Source organism: Bradyrhizobium sp. HKCCYLS2038 (genome assembly GCF_051167655.1).
Lineage (GTDB): Bacteria > Pseudomonadota > Alphaproteobacteria > Rhizobiales > Xanthobacteraceae > Bradyrhizobium.
On the sequence record NZ_JBNPTM010000001.1, the window covers coordinates 1007062 to 1025312 of the forward strand.

The window sequence follows — 18251 nt, forward strand, 5'->3', positions numbered from 1 at the left end:
ACGGAGAACCGCATGACGATCGTATCCCGCGCGCTGCTGGCCGGCTGTGCCATCCTGCTGGTGATGACCGGTGCCCGCGCGCAGGCTCCGCTGGTCGACGAGGCGGCGGCGCCGAGCGAACCGTATCAGGGGCCGTTCGCCTATGACGAGGAAGAGACCGTGGTGGCGCGATCGCCAGCCGAGGCGGTTGCGCTCGATCTGCCGCAGGGGCTCTCGTTGCGCGACTACGAGGCGTCGCCGACCGGAACCGAGGTTGCCGTCATCATCGAGGACGCCAGCCGCCGCCAGCAGGTGGCGTTCTGGACGTTCGGCCGCGATGGATTCTCCCGCCGCATCGACGTGCCGGCGCAAATCAGGCTTGCCTCGATCACCTGGCACCCGCGCGGCAAGGCGGTGTTTCTGCTCGCGACAAGCGAGCGTGGCTCGCAGATCCTGAAGCTCGACGCCAAGGCGGCGAGCTTCACCGCGCAGACGGTGTATTCCAGCGCCGCATCGCTGCGACGGCTCGTCGTCGGTCCGCGGCCCTATGAGGTGAACGGCGAGAAGGCACCGGTATTGCGCCTGTTCTTCGGCGAGAAGCTCGCCAGCGGCGCCTACGCGCTGCGCACCGTCACCGAGACCGGCAAGGGGCTGTATACGGTGGTCGGGCCGCAGCGCGATTCCGGCAAGAAGGACGACGACGAGACGCCGAACACCACGATCGCGCCGTCGGCGCTGCCGCTGCAATTCCATCCCGCCGGCAATCAGCTGGTCTGGGAGGACCAGAAGAAATGCCTGCACAAGCTCAGCTACGCCGCCGACAATTGGGGCAAGAGCGTGCCGTTCGGCCGCGACTGCGGCCATACGCTGACCTACACGCCGAACGGCATCGCGGCGATCGACTGGCAGGCCGGCCAGCCCGGCATCCGCATCAAGGGCCTGATCGACGGCTCCGACCAGCCGGCGCTCAGCGAGTTCAAGCTCGATTCGGTGCCGTCGCAGATGCCGGACGGCCGCGGTGTCGTCGCGCTCACTGTTGATGGCGCCACCAGGAGCCTGCGCTATCTGCCGATCTCGGTGCCGCTCGCCGACGTCGCCAATGCCTGGATGTACATGGAGAGCGCCGGGGATCAGCAGGCCTTCCTGCGCGATCGCGGCCTGTTCCGCCGGCTTCCGGAGATGGACCAGCTCTTCAAGCTGTACGACACCGAGTCCTATCAATGCGGCGCGCCCGACACGCGGGTGCCGACGCGGCCCTATTTCGTCACCACGGACCTGTTCTGGGAATTGTACAGCGCCGCCTTCGACGGGCTGTTCATCATCCTCGAGCGTGAGCAGGCGTCGCCGGCTTTCGCACGCTTCGTCGCCGCCGGCGATGCGGAGCTCGCCAAGCGCCATCCTGGCAGCCGCATGGCCAAGGCGTTCGCCGCGGCTCACGCGGTGCTCGAGGGTCGAAGCGACTCCAATGCTGAGGCCCGCCTGATCGTCGCGGCGCGCGGTACCGAGCAGTCGCTGGCGCTGCAGGCGCCGCTCGACTTTGCCCAGTTCAAGCCGCGCGGTCACTACACGACCGATCAGCAGAAGCGCTATTTCAGCGCGGTGCGCTATCTCAGCGCGCTGCCGCTGTCGGTCGAGGACACCGCTGTCCTGCGCGGCCTCGATGCCGCGGTCGGCAAGGCGGCGACGGACTGGATCGCGGTCTATCGGCCATTCATCGCCTCGTCGCGGCTCGACCTGGTCTGGGGTGGCGCCGCCTCGACCATCGCCTCGCACCCGGACACGCGCGGCACGCGGCTGTTTCCGCTGTCCTGGGGCTGGGACAACGAGGCGCTCGACAATGTGGTCGACCATTCTGATCGGTCGGCATCCGAGCGCATTGTGACGCGCGATGGTGGTTCGCGCCTGCTGCCCTCCGGGCTCGATTTCGCGGCCGTCGCCGGCAATCGTCTCGCCGGAGAACTGCTCGCCAGTGACATCGCCGCCTATCCCAATCTCGGCGGCCGCATCGCGGCCGTGCGCCAGCGCTTTGCCGCAGCCGGCGGCAAGTCGCGCAACGGCCTCTACGATTCCTGGATCGCCGCGCTGGCCACGCAATGGGCCGACAGTACCACCAATTCGGCGGTCGCCGGTCCTGTCTGGAACGCCAAGCGCCTGCAGACCGGCCTCGCGTCATGGGCCACGCTGCGCCACGCCACCGTCTTGGTCAACGACAAGACGGTGGCCGAATGCGGCGAGGGCGGCTTCGAGGCGATCGTGATGCAGCCGCCGCGCGGCTATGTCGAGCCTGATCCGGCGAGCTTCGCGGCCATCGCCGACCTGTTCGACGCGACCATCGCCATGGTGCGTGACAGCCGGAGCCTCGCCGCCGATCCGGCCGCCAACCGCCGGCTCCGCGACGGCATCGTCCGGCGCCTCACGGAATCGCGCGACAACGTCCGCAAGTATCAGAGGATCGCGGAAAAGGAGCTGCGCGGCGAGATGCTCGGCGCCGAGGACTACAAGCTGATCCAATATGTCGGCCGCGCCGCCGAGCACAACTTCCTGATCTTCTCGAGCCTGTCGAATCCGCAATACGCACTGTCCAATCCCGATCCGATGATGAAGGTGGTCGACGTCGCCGACGCGCCGTCCGGCACGCGCGAGCTCGGCGTAGGCCGGCCGCTCGAATGGGACCAGATCGTGCCGCACTACGGCCGCTCGGAGATCGTCAAGGGCGGCGTCTATTCCTACTACGAGTTCGCATCGCCGCGGCCGCTCGACGATGCCGAGTGGCGCAAGATGGTCGACGGGCAGGCGCGGCCGGACTGGGTGTCGCGGCATCTATCGGCCAATGTGCTGTCGTGTCCCGCGCGCCAGCCGTGATGCGGATTTGGCTATCACTGCTGCTCGCGCTCGTCAGCGCGCGAGCGGAGGCGGCGGACGCCGACGCAGCGCGGCTGCTGTTCACCGGTGACATCATGCTGGCGCGCCAGGTGTCGCGCGAGATCGCCGCGCGCGGCGGCCTGTCGCCGTGGCTTGGCCTGCGCGACGAGCTCCGGCGCGCCGATTTCGTACTCGGCAATTTAGAGGGCACTATCGGCGCGCCCGAGACATGCGAGGCGCCGAAGGAGCTGTGTTTCGCGATCGATCCGCATCTGGTGCCGCTGCTCAAGGATGCCGGCTTCACCGCGCTCGGCATCGCCAACAATCACAGCGGCGATCTCGGCGAAGCCGGGCGCAAGGCAACGCGCGAAGCGCTGCAGGCCGCTGGCCTCGGCGCGATCGGGGCGGCGGAGTCGCCGGCCTTCGTCAATGTCCGCGGGCGGACGATCGCGTTGATCAGCCTGAACCTCGTGGCCGGTCGCGACGGGCAGATCGATCGGTTGCCGTCCTGGCAGGTGGCGCAGAAGCTGCGGCTGGCGCGAAGCCTGGCGGAGTGGGTGATCGTCTCTGTGCACTGGGGCAAGGAACTCGCCGACTGGGTGGTACCGGAGCAGGAGGCCGGCGCCAAATGGCTGATCGGGCAGGGCGCCGATCTGATCATCGGCGCGCATCCGCATGTGGTGCAGCCACCGGCCTGCGTCGACGGCAAGCCGGTGTTCTACTCACTCGGCAATCATGTGTTCGACCAGAAATATCCGCAGACCAAGCGCGGCCTGATCGCCGATTGCGAGATCACCGGTGATCGTCTCGTCTGCGGCAGCCTGGACACCCGGACTCCCGAGGGCTCGGCGTATCCGGCCTTGGCGAAGGCTCAAGACTCGTCGCCGACGAATCTCGCGCAATGTCCGGTCAAGGCGGGGACGCCGCTGCGTATAGCCGGGCAGGCCATCAGCCCATGGATCCGCGATGGCGAGATCGCCTCGGGCCGTTTCGTTCTCGAAGGCCGCGCAGAGGCCAGCCGCTGGCGCACCCCGCCGCGCGCGCTGCTCTCGGCGGAAGCCGGACGGCTCGTTGCCGACCAGCCGCCGCTGCTGTTCACGCTCGAGCGTCACGCCTCGCCGATCGACGGCGAGGAGGGTCCGCGGCCCTATGTCTACGAGGTCACTGGTCATGGGCTGGTGGCGAAGTGGCGCGGATCGGCGCTGGCCTGGCCGCTGCTCGATGCGGTGCTGGTCGCCGACGACGCGGGGCAGTCCTATCTTTGCGCCCTGCATCGCGGCGACTCCTTCATCATGCTGGATTCGGCAACGCCCTCATCGACCCGGACGCAGGTCTATGCCTGGAACGGTTTTGGCTTCACCGGCGTGACTGACAGCGACCTCAACGCGCGCTGCGCGAGGCGCTTCGACCAGAGTGAGTGAGCGCGGCGTTCTCGCTCAGACCTTCTCGCACGTCCCGCTGGCGGCGGCGCGCTTGATCGCGGCGATCACGCGCAGCGTGTTCAGGCCTTCGCGGCCACTGACGACGGGTGCGGCCGTGCCGCGGATGACGGCGCAGAAATTGGCGATCTGCAGGCCGAGCGGGTCATGCTGCTCGTAGCTCAGCCGCTCGCGCGCAATCGGCGCCCACCAGCTTGCCGCGTCCGGGTGATGCCACAGATCGAGCTGAGGGATCGCCAGCGAGGCCTTGGTGCCGCCGATCTGGTAGCAGCTCTCCTGCGTCCGGCTATAGGCGGGGTTCTCGCCGCTGGTGAACTCATAGCTCCATGGCGCCTGGACCGTATCCGACACAGCGAACGTGCCGAGCGCGCCGGAGGCGAAGTGGAGGATGATGGCTGCGGTGTCCTCGACGGCATAGCCGCGCACATGATTGGACTGCGCCGCCTGCACCGCTGCGATGTCGCCGCAGAGATGACGCAGCAGATCGACGTCATGGATGAGATTGACGAGCACGGGACCGGCGCCCGGCTCGCGGCGCCAGGCCACGTCGAAATAGTCGTCCGGCTTGATCAACCAGAACAGGCCGTTGACCGCGACGATCCGGCCGAGCCGGCCGGACTCGATCTCCGCCTTGGCGCGCCGGATCATCGGATTGTGGCGGCGATGATGGCCGGTCAGCAGCGCCACGCCGGCGCGCTCGAACGCCTCGACCAACGTCTCGGCCGCCGCAACGTCATCGGCGAGCGGCTTCTCGATCAGCGCCGGCAGGCCGGCGGCGAGGCAGGCCATGCCGTTGGCGACGTGCATCTGGTTCGGGGTGGCGACCACCACGCCGTCCGGCCGGACCTCGGCAGCCATCTCGTCGAGCGATGAAAACCAGCGAACGTTCAGCCCCTGGGCGAGCTCCTGCGCCGCCGGCGCGGGATCGACGATTGCTGTCAGGACCGCCTCTCGCGAGGCGCCGATCTGCTCGATGTGGCGGCGGCCGATGAGGCCGGCCCCGGCGACGGCGAGCCGGACGGGCGGGCGGGTCATGATCCCGATTTGGCCTCGTCGATCAACCTGGCCACGCGCCGCAGCGCGAGTTGATAGCCCTGGGTGCCCAGTCCGGCGATCACCCCGTCGGCGCGCTTGGAAACGAAGGAATGGTGACGGAATTCCTCGCGCTTGTGCACGTTCGAAATGTGAACCTCGATGACCGGGCCATCGAATGTGTTGAGGGCGTCGAGGATCGCGACCGAGGTGTGGGTGAACGCCGCCGGATTGATGACGACGCCGCCCGCTGTCTCACGGGCCTCGTGGATCCAGTCGATCAACTCGTATTCTCGGTTCGACTGGTGGAAGCGGATCTCCAGCCCGAGCTCGGTCGCCAGCGTCCTGCAATCCCGCTCCACGTCGGCCAGCGTCTCATGGCCGTAGATGTGTGGCTGACGCTTGCCGAGCAGATTGAGGTTGGGGCCGTTGAGAACATAGACGAGGCGGCTCATGCGAGAACTCCGGTTCGGGGGCGGCCCGATGTTGGCCGCCTGCGTCTGAACGGCGGCCTTGCGCCGCCTGCGACCGTGCGGCGGATCCGAGGGTCGCTTCGTTCTGCCGCAAGTGCCTGGACGACCAACGATATGCCACGCCGCCCTGGCGCGGGGAGTTGATTGCCACGAAGCTCACGCGCTTGGCAACAGCCGGCGCAGGTCCGATCCGCCGATCCTTGACGCGGATCAAAGCGGGGTGTTGTAGTCCCTTCAATATGACGAAAATACCCGCGGGACCCGAAGGGCCGCAGGGGCTGGGAGAGGGCCGGAGGAAGGACATGGGGCGTTTGCCCGGGAATTCCCATTCGGACCATGTGCTCGACGTCGTCGCCAATGGCGGGCCGGCGGTATCGGCGCTTGCCGCATCCTGGCGCCGCTCGGGTCATCTGCATGCGCTCGACCCTGCCACCCACGCACCGTCCTGCCGCCTGACGGCGGCCGAGATCGCGGCTGCGCGCGAGCGGCTCGGGCGGCTGCTCGCGATCGCGCAGGCGAGCCTCGACCGCCTGTTCCTCGCCGTCGGCGGTGTCGGTTGCTCGGTGCTGCTCGCCGATGCCGACGGCACCGTGCTCGACCGTCGTGGCGCGCGGGGCGACGACTCGACCTTCGAGTCCTGGGGGTTGTGGACCGGTGCCGTCTGGAGCGAGCGGCACGAGGGCACTAACGCCATCGGCACGTGCCTGGTCGAGAAGCGGCCTTTGACCATCGACCGTGATCAGCACTACCTCACCCGCAATGCGCGGCTGTTCTGCACGACCGCGCCGATCTTCGACGAGCACGGCCAGCTCAAGGCCGCGCTCGACGTGTCGTCCTGCCGCACCGATCTCACCGAGGGCTTCGGCCGGCTGATCGCGACCACGGTGGCCGATGCCGCGCGGCTGATCGAGGCGGAGAATTTCCGCCAGGCCTTCCCGCACGCACGCATCGTGCTGACGCCGGACAGCGAGCGCGAGATCAACTCGCTGCTCGCGGTCGACAACAACGACCTCGTCGTCGGCGCCACGCGCGCCGCCCGCCGCGCGCTCGGCCTGTCCGGCTCAGCCCTGGCGCGTCCGGTGCCGGCCGGTGACGTCATCAAGGGCACGACCGCCGGGGACGATGACATCGACGCCGCCGAGCGGGCCGTGCTGAAGCGCGCGCTGGCGCGCGCCGGCGGCAATGTCTCCAAGGCGGCGAAGGAGCTCGACATGTCGCGCGCGACGCTGCATCGGAAGATGAAGCGGCTCGGGCTCGAGCGCTGACCAATCGTAGCTACGACCAAGGTCGTTAGTTCGTCATTACGCCCGGGGCTTGCTCCGGGCGTAGCTGTCTTCGCAGAGCTAATAATGAGGCGACGCGAGCTGGCTGTCTGACGATCCCGTCACGGTCGCTTAGCCCGATGAGATGGTTCGATCGCGTCCGCCCCTCCATCATTCCACTGCCATCTGTCTCAGAACTGCGACACTTCCGCAGCAGGGGTCGTGCCGGCCTCTGGCTTGTCGAGCTCATTTGCCCGAGCTTGTCCTCAACGCCGTGTGCATCGGCGTGAATGGGAGAGACAGATGACCAAGGTTGACGTCAATGCGGCGCTCAAGCCGCCGTTCGCTGCACGTTATGACAACTTCATCGGCGGCGCCTGGAAGGCTCCGAACGCGGGCCAGTATTTCGACAACGTTTCGCCGATCACCGGCCAGCCGGTGTGCCAGATCGCGCGTTCCGACGCCTCCGACATCGAGGCTGCGCTCGATGCCGCGCATGCCGCCAAGGATGGCTGGGGCCGCACCAGCGTCACCGAGCGCGCGCTGATCCTCAACAGGATCGCCGATCGCATGGAGGCCAATCTCGCCAAGCTCGCGCTGGCCGAGACCTGGGACAACGGCAAGCCGATCCGCGAGACCACCGCCGCCGACATCCCGCTTGCGATTGATCACTTCCGCTACTTCGCCGGCGTCATCCGCGGCCAGGAAGGCTCGATCGCCGAGATCGACCACGACACCATCGCCTATCACTTCCACGAGCCGCTCGGCGTCGTCGGCCAGATCATTCCGTGGAATTTCCCGATCCTGATGGCGGCCTGGAAGCTTGCGCCCGCGCTCGCCGCCGGCAATTGCGTCGTGATGAAACCGGCTGAGCAGACCCCGGCCTCGATCATGGTCTGGATGGAGATCATCGGCGACCTGCTGCCGCCAGGCGTGCTGAACGTCGTCAACGGCTTCGGCCTCGAGGCCGGCAAGCCGCTGGCGTCCTCGCCCCGCATCGCCAAGATCGCCTTCACCGGCGAGACCTCAACGGGGCGGCTGATCATGCAGTATGCCTCGCAGAACCTGATCCCGGTGACGCTCGAGCTCGGCGGCAAGTCGCCGAACATCTTCTTCAAGGATGTCTGCGCCGAGGATGACGACTTCCTCGACAAGGCGATCGAAGGCTTCGTGATGTTCGCGCTCAACCAGGGTGAGGTCTGCACCTGCCCGAGCCGCGCGCTGATCCACGAGTCGATCTACGAGCGTTTCATGGAGCGCGCCCTGCAACGCGTCGGCGCGATCGTGCAGGGTAGCCCGCTCGATCCGGCCACCATGATCGGCGCGCAGGCCTCGTCCGAGCAGATGGCCAAGATCCTGTCCTACATCGACATCGGCAAGAACGAGGGCGCGCAGCTGCTGATCGGCGGCGAGCGCAACGTGCTCGGCGGCGACTTGGCCGGCGGCTACTACGTCAAGCCGACGGTGTTCAAGGGGCACAACAAGATGCGCGTGTTCCAGGAGGAGATCTTCGGACCCGTCGTCTCGGTCACGACCTTCAAGACCGAGGACGAGGCACTGTCGATCGCCAACGACACGCTGTACGGTCTCGGTGCCGGCGTGTGGAGCCGCGACGCCAACACCTGCTACCGCTTCGGCCGCGCGATCCAGGCCGGACGTGTCTGGACCAACTGCTATCACGCCTACCCCGCGCATGCGGCGTTCGGCGGCTACAAGCAGTCCGGCGTCGGTCGTGAGACCCACAAGGTGATGCTCGACCACTACCAGCAGACCAAGAACATGCTGGTCAGCTACAGCCCGAAGAAGCTCGGCTTCTTCTGAGGCAGGGGAGCGCCGGGCCGGTCGGGCATGAGCGCCCCGACCGGCCCGTGCGTTGACCCGAGTCGCGCATTGTCCCGCGCGCACCAACCGGCCCTTGCGCCACATCGTCCGACAGTAAGACTTCCGGCAATATCGACCTCCGCCGACAGCCGATCGCGCCGTCGGCGGACATTCGGCCCGGGCTTCGTCGGTGTCCTGCGGGTTGGAAACGTCTTTGGCCTCCTTCGCCGACCGGCAAGGCGGTTCCCGGGCAGCGACAAGGTGAGGAGCGCCGCTCGCGGCGCCTTCGGGGGGCTCCCGCATCTCATCAAGAACCCTGAGGCTCCGGACGACGAGACAGCATGGTCTTGCCTACCGTCCGAATCCGTCGCTGGCCACGAGTGGGGGGCGTCCCGCCTCGCCGCGGGCGGACTCTGCATTTTGGCGGAGCTCCCGGTTAACGGGATATTTTACAGTTAACGTCAGATTGAGGCCGGGGAGGCGGACAGCCGTTTCCTGGGCCGACGAAAGCCGGCCGATGGGGTGCCGGCGACACCCGGCCGCACGCCGGGCGGCACCGGGATTCTGCCGCCGCGTCGACCCGGCCGGCCGTCCCGGCCGGGCCATCCCGTCTGTCCGCCCTGCATTGTGATGACCGCAAGAAGGACCTGCCATGGCCCACATCGTGCGACCGACCGGTGTCGAGCACATGCTCGGAGAAGAGGACCTGATCGTGTCGAAGACCGACCGCAAGGGACGCATCACCTATGCCAACGACGTCTTCATTCGCATGGCCAAGTATAGCTACGACGAGCTCCTGGGAGCGCCGCACAGTCTGATCCGCCACCCCGGGATGCCGCGCTGCGTCTTCAAGCTGCTGTGGGACACGCTGGAGGCCAAGCGCGAGATCTTCGCCTATGTCATCAACCTGGCCAAGGACGGCAGCCATTATTGGGTGCTCGCCCATGTGACGCCGACGCTGGACGACCAGGGCAATATCGTCGGCTATCACTCCAACCGCCGCAGACCCGAGCGGGCGCCGATCGAGCGCCTCGAGCCCATCTACAAGACGCTGTGCGACGAAGAGGCACGCCACGCCAATGCCAAGGACGGCCTGCGTGCAAGCTTCGACATGATGGTCGGCGTGATCAAACAACAGGGCGTTGAATATGATGAGTTCGTGCTCTCTCTCTAAGGCGCAGATCTCGATCGCGGCCGCTGCGCTGCTGGCGCTCGGCGGGGTGGCCTGGCTCGTCGTCGCGGGCGCGACCCCACTCGCCGGAGGCGTGGCGCTGCTCATCGTGGTCGTGCTGCTGCTCGGCCTTGCCCTGTGGCAGCTCCGGGTCGCCGCCGCCGTGGTCGCGGAGGCGGCCATGGTCTGCCACAGCGCGGCCAAGGGTAATCTCGAGCCGCGGGTGCTGAGCCGACGCCAGCACGGCGACCTCGGCTTGTTGCAGAAATCGATCAACGACATGCTCGACATCACCGATGCGTTCGTGCGCGAGGCGTCGGCGTCGATGGACTATGCCAGCCGAGGCAAGCATTTCCGCAAGATCATGGTGCGAGGCTTGCCTGGTGCATTCCGCCGCTCGGCAGCGCTCATCAACCAGGGCACCGACAGCCTCGGCCGCCGGGTGGTCGAGATCGCGGGCCTTGCGCGGCAATTCGGCACGCAACTCGATCAGATCGTCGTCGGCCTCGCCGGGGCAGCGGAGGATCTCGAGTCCGACGCCGGCCACGTTGCGACCGCCGCGACGGAAACCAGCCGTCAGACCGAAGATGTGATCGCCGCCTCGGGGCGTGCGTCGTCCAATGTTCAGACGGCGGCGGGCGCGGCAGATCAGCTCGCCTCTTCGATCGCCGAAATCGGCCGGCAGGTCTCACGCTCCACCGAAAGCGCGGGGCGTGCGGTCGGTGAGGCCAATCGTGCCGGCAGCGAGATCCGCGAGCTTGCCAATGCTGCGGTCCGGATAGGTGACGTGATCAAGCTGATCAGCGAAATCGCCGAACAGACCAATCTCCTGGCGCTGAATGCGTCGATCGAGGCGGCGCGAGCCGGCGAAGCCGGGCGCGGCTTTTCCGTCGTTGCGGCCGAGGTCAAGAGTCTTGCCGACCAGACCGCGAAGGCGACCGAAGAGATCAGCGCCAAGGTCACCGAGATGCAGCACTCGACCTCCACGTCGGTCGCTGCGGTCGAGGCGATCGCACGAACGATCGCGGAGATCGACGAGATCGCCTCGACCATCTCGGTCGCGATCCAGCAGCAGGGCGCGGCGACGCAGGACATCGCGCACAACGTTCAGGAAGCCTCGTCCGGCACGGCACGGGTCGCGTCCAACATCGGCGCGATCAGCAGCGCTGCCGCCGACACCGGCCGGATCGCGTCGCGGGTCAACAACGCGTCCGAGCGGGTTCATGGTCAGGTCGAAACGCTGCGTCGCGAGGTCGACCAGTTCATGAAGCGGCTGATGGCGACGGGATAGTCGGGGCAACCCGTCGCCCGCCGTTTGCTGCGCGACGTCGCGCGGCCGCGGCGAGTTCGCCCCGATCAGGTGGCGGCGCGCGCCGGCTTCACCGGGCCGACGTCCACCTGGATCTCGCTGCCTTCGACCTGCAGCGGGTAGGCGTGCAGCGCGTTGCGGACGAGATGGGTCACGCACTTGCCGTTCACGCCGTCGAAGCCCCATTGATGGTGCGGGCAGGTGATGGTCTTGCCGTCGAACGTCGCCTCGGTCAGGGGCACGTCGGCATGCGGACAGCGGCCGCGATAGGCCTTCAGTTCGCCGCCGGCGGGCCATAGCAGCAGCACGCTCTTCTTGCCAACCTGATACAAGCCCATGCCTCCCTCGGTCATGGCGCTTGTCGGACAGACTGCAGTGAAAGCCACCGGATCACCCGCTGATTGGACCGTTCGGACGCGCTTACGCAAGTTCCGGACCAGCGGGAAAGGCGCTCAAACGGGTCATCGCGGAGCGCGTTGTCGTAAACACGACAGGAAGCGGCGATCGAACAGCAACGCCTCCCGCCCGAACCAGACAGCGAAACGCCGCCCGAGAGGGCGGCGCTGCTGACTTGCACGGTCGATCTGGGCGATGCGGAGCGCCTACTCCTTCCGCTCCGAGGTCCAGCCCTTGTATTCGCCGACGTTGTCGCGGGTGATCAGCTTGGACGGCAGGAGCTCGACGGTCGAGGCCGGCTTCTGGCCGTTCAGGAGGCCGACGCCGATCTGCACGGCGCGGCGGGCCATGAAGAACGGGTCCTGCGAGGCCGAGGCCTGGATCTGCTGGGCGGCCGGATCCTTCAGCGCCGCTTCGATGTCGGGCGCGCCGTCGACCGCGGTGATGACAATGCCGGTGCGCCCCTGCTGGCGGGCGGCGAGATCGCTGCCGATCGCCTGCGGATCGTTGATGGCGAAGATCGCGTCGATCTTGGTGTAGCGCGTCAGATAGCCCTGCGTCACCGTCAGGCCGCCCTCGCGCGAGCCCTTGCCGTCCTGGTCGCTCGACAGCACCTTGATGCCCGATGCCTTGCCGAACACGGTCTTGCAGCCGTTGACGCGGTCGATCACGGCCGACACCTGCGGGCCGTTCTCGATGATCACGTCGCCTTTGCCGCCGAGCTTGTCGACGATGTACTGGCACGAGATCTCGCCGGCCTGGACGTTGTTGGTCGTCACGGTGGCGTCGGCGCCTTCGGCCGCGGTGTCGACCGCAACGACGAGGATGCCTGCGGCCTGCGCCTTCTTGATCGCCGGACCGATCGCCTTGGGATCGCCGGGGTTGAGCAGGATCATGTCAACGCCGGCAGCGATGAAGTTGTCGATCTGGGTGACCTGCTTGCCGAGGTCGTATTCGAAGCCGACCGTGGTGATCTTGACGTTCGGGTTGGTCTTCTTGGCCTCGAACTCCGCGCCCTTGGAGAGAGCGACGAAGAACGGGTTGCCGAGCGAGCCCAGCGACACGCCGATCGATTTAAGCTCCTTGGCCGAGGATGGCGCGGAGCTCATGACGAGCGCCAGCGCGGCTCCGGCAAACAACATCGACTTCAACATTGGTTTCCTCCCTGGTCCTTCCTTGTTCGTCTACGCACGGCGGACCAGTCACCGTGGAAGAATTCATTGTGGCGAGCGCGAGCGGCGCTCGCCGATGTCTCAGGTGCGGGCCGATCCCTGTAGCCGGTAGCGGTCGAGCGCGACGGCGCCGATGATCACGAGCCCCTTGATGACGTATTGCCAGATGTCGGACACGCCGACCAATATGAGCCCGTTCGATAACACCGCGATGATGAGCGCGCCCACCAGCGTGCCCCAGATCGAGCCGATGCCGCCGACGAAGGAGGTGCCGCCAAGGATGACCGCGGTGATGGCATCGAGCTCGTAGGACTGGCCGAGCTGCAGGCCGTTGGCGGCGTACAGCCGCGCCGCCTGCATGCCGCCGCCGAGGCCGGCGAGCAGGCCGGACATGCCATAGACGAACAGCAGAACGGCCCAGACCTTGATGCCGGCGAGGCGCGCCGCGCTCTCGTTGCCGCCGACGGCATAGATGTGCACGCCGAGCACGGTACGGCGCAGGATCACCCACGAGCCGAGGATGACCAGCAGGGCGATCACCGACAGCCAGGGGATCGAAACGACACCGGGAATGATCGTCAGCGAGGCGTTGCCGATGAACGCGTAGGGGATCGACGGATTGAACACGGTGGTGTCGCTGCCCATCAGGCGGGCGAGACCACGCACGGCGGTGAGCGAGCCCAGCGTCACGATGAACGGAGGCAATCGGAGCAGCGCGATCAGAGCTCCGTTGACCACGCCGAACGCGAGTCCCGTCAACACGGCGGCCGGCAGCCACAACGCGCCGAGATCCGGCATCTTCGACAGCGTGAGCCCGGCCATCGCCGCAGCGGCGAGGATCGAGCCCACCGAGAGATCGATGCCGCCGGTCAGGATGACGAAGGTCATGCCGGCCGCGAGCACGGTGTTGACCGCAGCCTGCTGCAGCACGATTCCCAGATTCTGTCCGGTGAAGAAGCGGCCTTCCGACAGCATGTGGAAGCCGATGCACAGGATCAGCAGCACCGGCAGCATGCCGGCGGCGCGAACGACGAGCCGCAGCCGCTGCTGCTTGTTGTCGGATGCGGCCGGCAGGCCCGGCGTTGCCTTGGATTGCGCTGCCGCGGGCTGGGCTTGAGCTGGGCTGTTGTCAGGCATCGACGTGCTCCGTCCCTGTGGCCAGCGCCATGATGTCTTCCTGGCTGATGGGTGATGTCGCGTTCTGCTGCAACTCGCCGGCGAGATGGCCGGAGCGCATCACCAGCACGCGGTCGCAGATGCCGAGGATCTCCGGCAGGTCGGACGAGATCACCAGGATCGCGGTGCCCGACTTGGCGAGATTGTCGATGATCGAATAGATCTCGGACTTGGCGCCGACGTCGACGCCGCGCGTGGGCTCGTCGAGGATCAGCACCTTCGGCGCGGTCGCGAGCAGGCGCGACAGCAGCACCTTCTGCTGATTGCCGCCCGACAGGCCGCCGACGGTGACGCCCGGATTGGGCGCGCGGATGCCGAGCGCGCTGAACGCGTCGTCGGCGCGGCTGCGCGCCTTGTCGCGATCGAGAAGGCCGCCGAGCCGCGCATCGCGGCCGATCACAGCGAGGTTGATGTTGTCGGCGCAGGACATGTCGAGGAACAGCCCGAGCGCTTTGCGGTCCTCGGTCAGATAGGCGATGCCGGCATCGAGCGCATCGCGCGGGGTGCCGATCTCGATCCGCTCGCCGTCGAGCTCGATATGTCCGGTCGTCTTCTGCGCAGCCCCGATGATGAGATGGGCGAGCTCGGTCCGCCCGGCGCCGATCAGCCCGGCAAGACCAACCACCTCGCCGGCATGAACCGTGAGCGAGCAGTTCCTGACGCGATGGCCGTCGCCGAGGTCGACGGCTGACAGCACCGCGCGATCGCGCTTGGCATGCGGATCGTGGTCCTTCTTGTAGAACGACGAGACATCGCGGCCGACCATCATGCGGACGATGCTGTCGGCGCGGATCTCCGGCTTGTCGAGCGAGCCGACCAGCCGGCCGTCGCGCAGCACGGTGACGCGGTCGCCGAGCGCGTAGACCTCGTCCATGCGATGCGAGATGTAGATGATGGCGAGCCCTTCGCTGCGGAGCTGGCGTATCAATGCGAACAGCTTCTCGCTCTCGCCGGCCGACAGCGACGTCGTCGGTTCGTCCATGATCAGGATCTTGGAGCGCGCATGCAGCGCGCGGGCGATCTCGACGAGCTGGCGCTGCCCCATCGACAGCTCGGCGACCAGGGTCGATGGTGTGAAGTCGGCGCCGAGCCGGTCCAGGATCGGTCCGACACCCTCGCGCATCGTACCGCGCGCCAGCAGGCCGGATTGCGACAGCTCACGCCCGAGATAGATGTTTTCGGCGACCGTCAGGTTCGGGGCCAGCGACAACTCCTGGTAGATGATGGAAATGCCGGCGTTTCGACCACCCATCGGTCCTTCGATGCGCGCCACCTTGCCCTCGATGCGGATCTCGCCGCCGGGATCGAACCGATAGGCGCCGGACAGGATCTTCATCAAGGTGGATTTGCCGGCGCCGTTTTCACCCATCAGCGCATGGACTTCGCCGGCATAGACGGTGAGGTCGACCTTCTGCAGGGCCTTGATGCCGAAGAAGGACTTCGACACCCCGCGCATCTCGAGGATCGGACCGCTCATCGTGCCTCCCATTGCACGCCGTATTACTTCCCGCGGCTCGTTGAAGTCTGGCGCGGGGAAGCCATTAAACTAGAGGCTGCTGCCGAATACAATATGAAAGAGAAACCAGGACAGCACGTCCTCGCGAGAGCCCTTGCTATGCACCGCCCGTTTCGCTGCGCGGGCGGTAGAGCCCGCGCCAGCGCAGCAGTCGCTCGGCATAATCGGCCGCCAGGCCGGGGGCCGGCGCAAACGTGCGCATGCGGGCCGGCGGCGTGCAGACGGTCGCAATCGCTTCACCCGTGACCGCGAGGCGCGCCAGCCGGGCTGCGCCGAAGGCCGCGCCGGTCTCGCCATCGGCGAGGCGATGGATCGGAATATTGAGCACGCTGGCCAGGATCGCGAGCCAGAGGTCCGAGCGCGAGCCGCCGCCGATCGCATCCGCTTCGGCGATCACCAGTCCCGTATCCGTCAGCGCATCGCGGCAATCTGCGAGCGCGAAGGCGACGCCTTCGAGCACGGCCTGCACGATGGCGCTGCGGTCGGTGGCGTGGCTCAGACCGTCGAGCAGGCCGCGGACATCGGGATCGTCATGCGGCGTCCGTTCGCCGGCGAGATAGGGCAGGAAGCTGACCGGCGAGGGCGCTGCGGGCTGCGCGCCCAGTGGCGCCAGCAGCTCGGCCTCGGAGGCGCCAAGCAGGCGCGAGATCCAGGCGAGGCAGGAGCCCGCCGACAACATCGCGCCGGCCTGCAGCCACATCGCCGGGATCGCATGGCAGAAGGTGTGAACGATGCGGTCGGGATTGGCGGTGACGGCCTCGACCGGCGTGATGACCGCGCCCGACGTGCCCAGCGTGATGAAAGTCGCGCCGGGCTGGATCGCGCCGATGCCGATCGCGCCGGCCGGATTGTCGCCGGCGCCGCCCGCGATGACCGGCCGCTTCGACAGGCCAAAGCGCGCGGCGAGTTCGCTTCGAAGCCGGCCCGCCGGCATACAGCCCTCGACGAGCCGCGGCATCTGCGCGCGTGTCAGACCGGTGGCGGCGAGCGCTTCGTCGGACCAGTCGCGCCTGGTGACATCGAGCCACAGCGAGCCGGACGCGTCGGACACGTCCTCGATCGCCTCACCCGACAGCACGAGCCTGACATAGGCCTTCGTCAGCAAGACGAGGCGCGTCGCCGCAAAAATCTCCGGCTCGTGATCGGCAATCCACAGCAGCTTGGGCGCTGCGAAGCCGGGCATTGCCTTGTTGCCGGTGGTCGCGCGCAACGCCGGCCAGCGCTGTTCCAGGACCTTGCATTCGGCGGCGGATCGGCCGTCGTTCCAGAGGATGCATGGCCGGAGCGGCGTCATGCTGGCGTTGAGCAGCACCGGTCCGTGCATCTGGCCGGACAGGCCGATGCCTTCGACCTCCGCCATCTCCGCGGCATGATCGGTCTTCAGCGCATCGAGCGTCGCGAACACGGCCGCGATCCATGCGGCGGGATCCTGCTCGGCCCAGCCGGGGCGTGGCACGTCGATCGACAGCGCCCGGCTCCGGCTCGCGATCACGCGCTGCGCAGCGTCGACGAGAACGGTCTTGACTGCCGAGGTGCCGAGATCGATGCCGAGATACATGGCGCCTCACGCTTGCCTGCGCAACGAGGGATAAGGCATCGAGCGATACCAGACTCCCGGTGGCTTTGCCATGCGAGGCGGGCTATGCCGGGGGGCGCTGTGGCGAGATCATTACGAGGAGTTGAGACATGCAGCCATCCGACCCGTCCGCCCGACGTTCGCCGCGTCTTGCGGGACACTACGCGCTCGTGACCGGCGCGGCGCAAGGGATCGGCCGCGCGATTGCGGTGCGTTTCGCCGAGGAGGGCGCGCATGTCGCGGTCAATTTCGGCGGGCCGTCAGCATCGGGCGACGAGACCTTGGAATTGGTGCAGGCCGCATCCTCAGCGCATGGCCACGGTCCGCGCGATCATGTCGCCGTCAGGGCCGATATCGGCGTCGAGTCCGATATCGCAGGCATGTTCGACACGTTGCTGAAGCGCTGGCCGCGGATCGACTGTCTCGTCAACAATGCTGGCTTCCAGCGGGAATCGCCGAGCGAAGCGCTCGACGTCGAGACCTATCGCAAGATCCTCGAGGTCAATCTCAACGGCGCCGTGCTGTGCGCGCGCCACGCGCTCGAACATTTCGTCACCCGAGGCAGCGGCAACATCATCAATACGTCGAGCGTGCACCAGATCATTCCGAAGCCCGGCTATCTCGCGTACTCGATCAGCAAGAGCGCGATGGCCGGTCTCACCCGGACGCTCGCGCTGGAGTTTGCCGGACGCGGCATTCGCGTCAATTCCGTCGGTCCCGGCGCGGTCGATACGCCGATCAACGCAGCCTGGACCGGCGATCCGGACAAGCGCGCGGTCGTCGAATCGCACATCCCGATGGGCCGTGTCGCGTCGTCCGAAGAGATCGCCGGCGTGTTTGCCTTCCTCGCCTCGTCAGAGGCGAGCTACATCACCGGACAGACGATCTATGCATGTGGCGGCATCACGCTGTTCGGCGAATTCCGCGACAGCTGGGCGAGCTAGCGCTCTGGGGCTGGAGAGGACAGCGGTCTAGTAAATCGGAATCTCAGTTCGTCGAGGCAATCCCTCTCGGCTCGCGCGCTGCAACCTCTCCCCGCTCTTTGCGGGGAGAGGTCGGATTGCGCA

14 protein-coding genes are annotated in these 18251 nt (G+C 67.2%); 7 read left to right on the plus strand and 7 right to left on the minus strand.

Features of this window, described 5'->3' with window-relative positions:
* The first annotated feature begins 12 nt into the window (after positions 1 to 12).
* Together ACQR1I_RS04480 and ACQR1I_RS04485 are read left to right on the plus strand one after the other, a co-directional pair.
* Positions 13 to 2841 carry a DUF3160 domain-containing protein gene (locus ACQR1I_RS04480; protein ID WP_434867824.1) on the plus strand — a complete coding sequence of 943 codons (2829 nt, stop codon included), beginning with the start codon at positions 13 to 15 and terminating at the stop codon, positions 2839 to 2841.
* On the plus strand, positions 2841 to 4262 hold the full coding sequence (locus tag ACQR1I_RS04485) for a CapA family protein (protein WP_434867823.1): 1422 nt from the start codon (positions 2841 to 2843) through the stop codon (positions 4260 to 4262). The genes ACQR1I_RS04480 and ACQR1I_RS04485 overlap by 1 nt, the downstream gene beginning before the upstream one ends.
* A 15-nt stretch (positions 4263 to 4277) precedes the next feature.
* Here the strand turns inward: ACQR1I_RS04485 and ACQR1I_RS04490 are convergent, their stop codons facing one another.
* Positions 4278 to 5315 (minus strand): Gfo/Idh/MocA family protein, encoded by a 1038-nt coding sequence (locus tag ACQR1I_RS04490; protein ID WP_434867822.1) that lies wholly within the window; start codon positions 5313 to 5315, stop codon positions 4278 to 4280.
* Positions 5312 to 5767, minus strand: coding sequence for a type II 3-dehydroquinate dehydratase (gene aroQ / locus ACQR1I_RS04495; protein WP_434867821.1), 456 nt, complete (start codon positions 5765 to 5767; stop codon positions 5312 to 5314). Before aroQ ends, ACQR1I_RS04490 begins: the two co-directional genes overlap by 4 nt.
* A 320-nt stretch (positions 5768 to 6087) precedes the next feature.
* On the opposite strand from aroQ, the gene ACQR1I_RS04500 reads away from it, so the two are divergent.
* The 4 genes from ACQR1I_RS04500 (at position 6088) to ACQR1I_RS04515 (ending at position 11330) form a co-directional block, all read left to right on the plus strand.
* Positions 6088 to 7050 carry a helix-turn-helix domain-containing protein gene (locus ACQR1I_RS04500; RefSeq protein ID WP_434867820.1) on the plus strand — a complete coding sequence of 321 codons (963 nt, stop codon included), beginning with the start codon at positions 6088 to 6090 and terminating at the stop codon, positions 7048 to 7050.
* 300 nt (positions 7051 to 7350) lie between these two features.
* Positions 7351 to 8868, plus strand: a complete 1518-nt coding sequence (adh, locus tag ACQR1I_RS04505) for an aldehyde dehydrogenase (RefSeq protein WP_434867819.1) — start codon at positions 7351 to 7353, stop codon at positions 8866 to 8868.
* 652 nt (positions 8869 to 9520) lie between these two features.
* Positions 9521 to 10042: a PAS domain-containing protein gene (locus tag ACQR1I_RS04510; protein WP_434867818.1), complete on the plus strand. Its 522-nt coding sequence runs from the start codon at positions 9521 to 9523 to the stop codon at positions 10040 to 10042.
* The gene (locus tag ACQR1I_RS04515) at positions 10020 to 11330 is read left to right on the plus strand and encodes a methyl-accepting chemotaxis protein (protein WP_434867817.1); all 1311 of its coding nucleotides are present in this window, start codon (positions 10020 to 10022) and stop codon (positions 11328 to 11330) included. Before ACQR1I_RS04510 ends, ACQR1I_RS04515 begins: the two co-directional genes overlap by 23 nt.
* A 65-nt stretch (positions 11331 to 11395) precedes the next feature.
* Here ACQR1I_RS04515 and ACQR1I_RS04520 read toward each other — a convergent pair whose 3' ends face one another.
* From ACQR1I_RS04520 to xylB, 5 genes are all read right to left on the minus strand, one after another.
* The gene (locus tag ACQR1I_RS04520) at positions 11396 to 11734 is read right to left on the minus strand and encodes a Rieske 2Fe-2S domain-containing protein (protein WP_434867816.1); all 339 of its coding nucleotides are present in this window, start codon (positions 11732 to 11734) and stop codon (positions 11396 to 11398) included.
* 216 nt (positions 11735 to 11950) lie between these two features.
* Positions 11951 to 12898 carry an ABC transporter substrate-binding protein gene (locus ACQR1I_RS04525; RefSeq protein ID WP_434867815.1) on the minus strand — a complete coding sequence of 316 codons (948 nt, stop codon included), beginning with the start codon at positions 12896 to 12898 and terminating at the stop codon, positions 11951 to 11953.
* Between the two features lie 99 nt (positions 12899 to 12997).
* Entirely contained in the window at positions 12998 to 14053 is a 1056-nt protein-coding gene (locus ACQR1I_RS04530) for an ABC transporter permease subunit (protein WP_434867814.1), read from the minus strand.
* Positions 14046 to 15569, minus strand: a complete 1524-nt coding sequence (locus ACQR1I_RS04535) for a sugar ABC transporter ATP-binding protein (RefSeq protein WP_434867813.1) — start codon at positions 15567 to 15569, stop codon at positions 14046 to 14048. The genes ACQR1I_RS04530 and ACQR1I_RS04535 overlap by 8 nt, the downstream gene beginning before the upstream one ends.
* Positions 15570 to 15705: 136 nt before the next feature.
* A complete protein-coding gene (gene xylB / locus ACQR1I_RS04540; RefSeq protein WP_434867812.1) occupies positions 15706 to 17166 on the minus strand; it encodes a xylulokinase in 1461 nt (486 codons plus the stop codon).
* A gap of 128 nt (positions 17167 to 17294) precedes the next feature.
* Between xylB and ACQR1I_RS04545 the strand changes: the two genes are divergently transcribed.
* A complete protein-coding gene (locus tag ACQR1I_RS04545; RefSeq protein ID WP_434867811.1) occupies positions 17295 to 18128 on the plus strand; it encodes an SDR family oxidoreductase in 834 nt (277 codons plus the stop codon).
* Positions 18129 to 18251 lie beyond the last annotated feature (123 nt).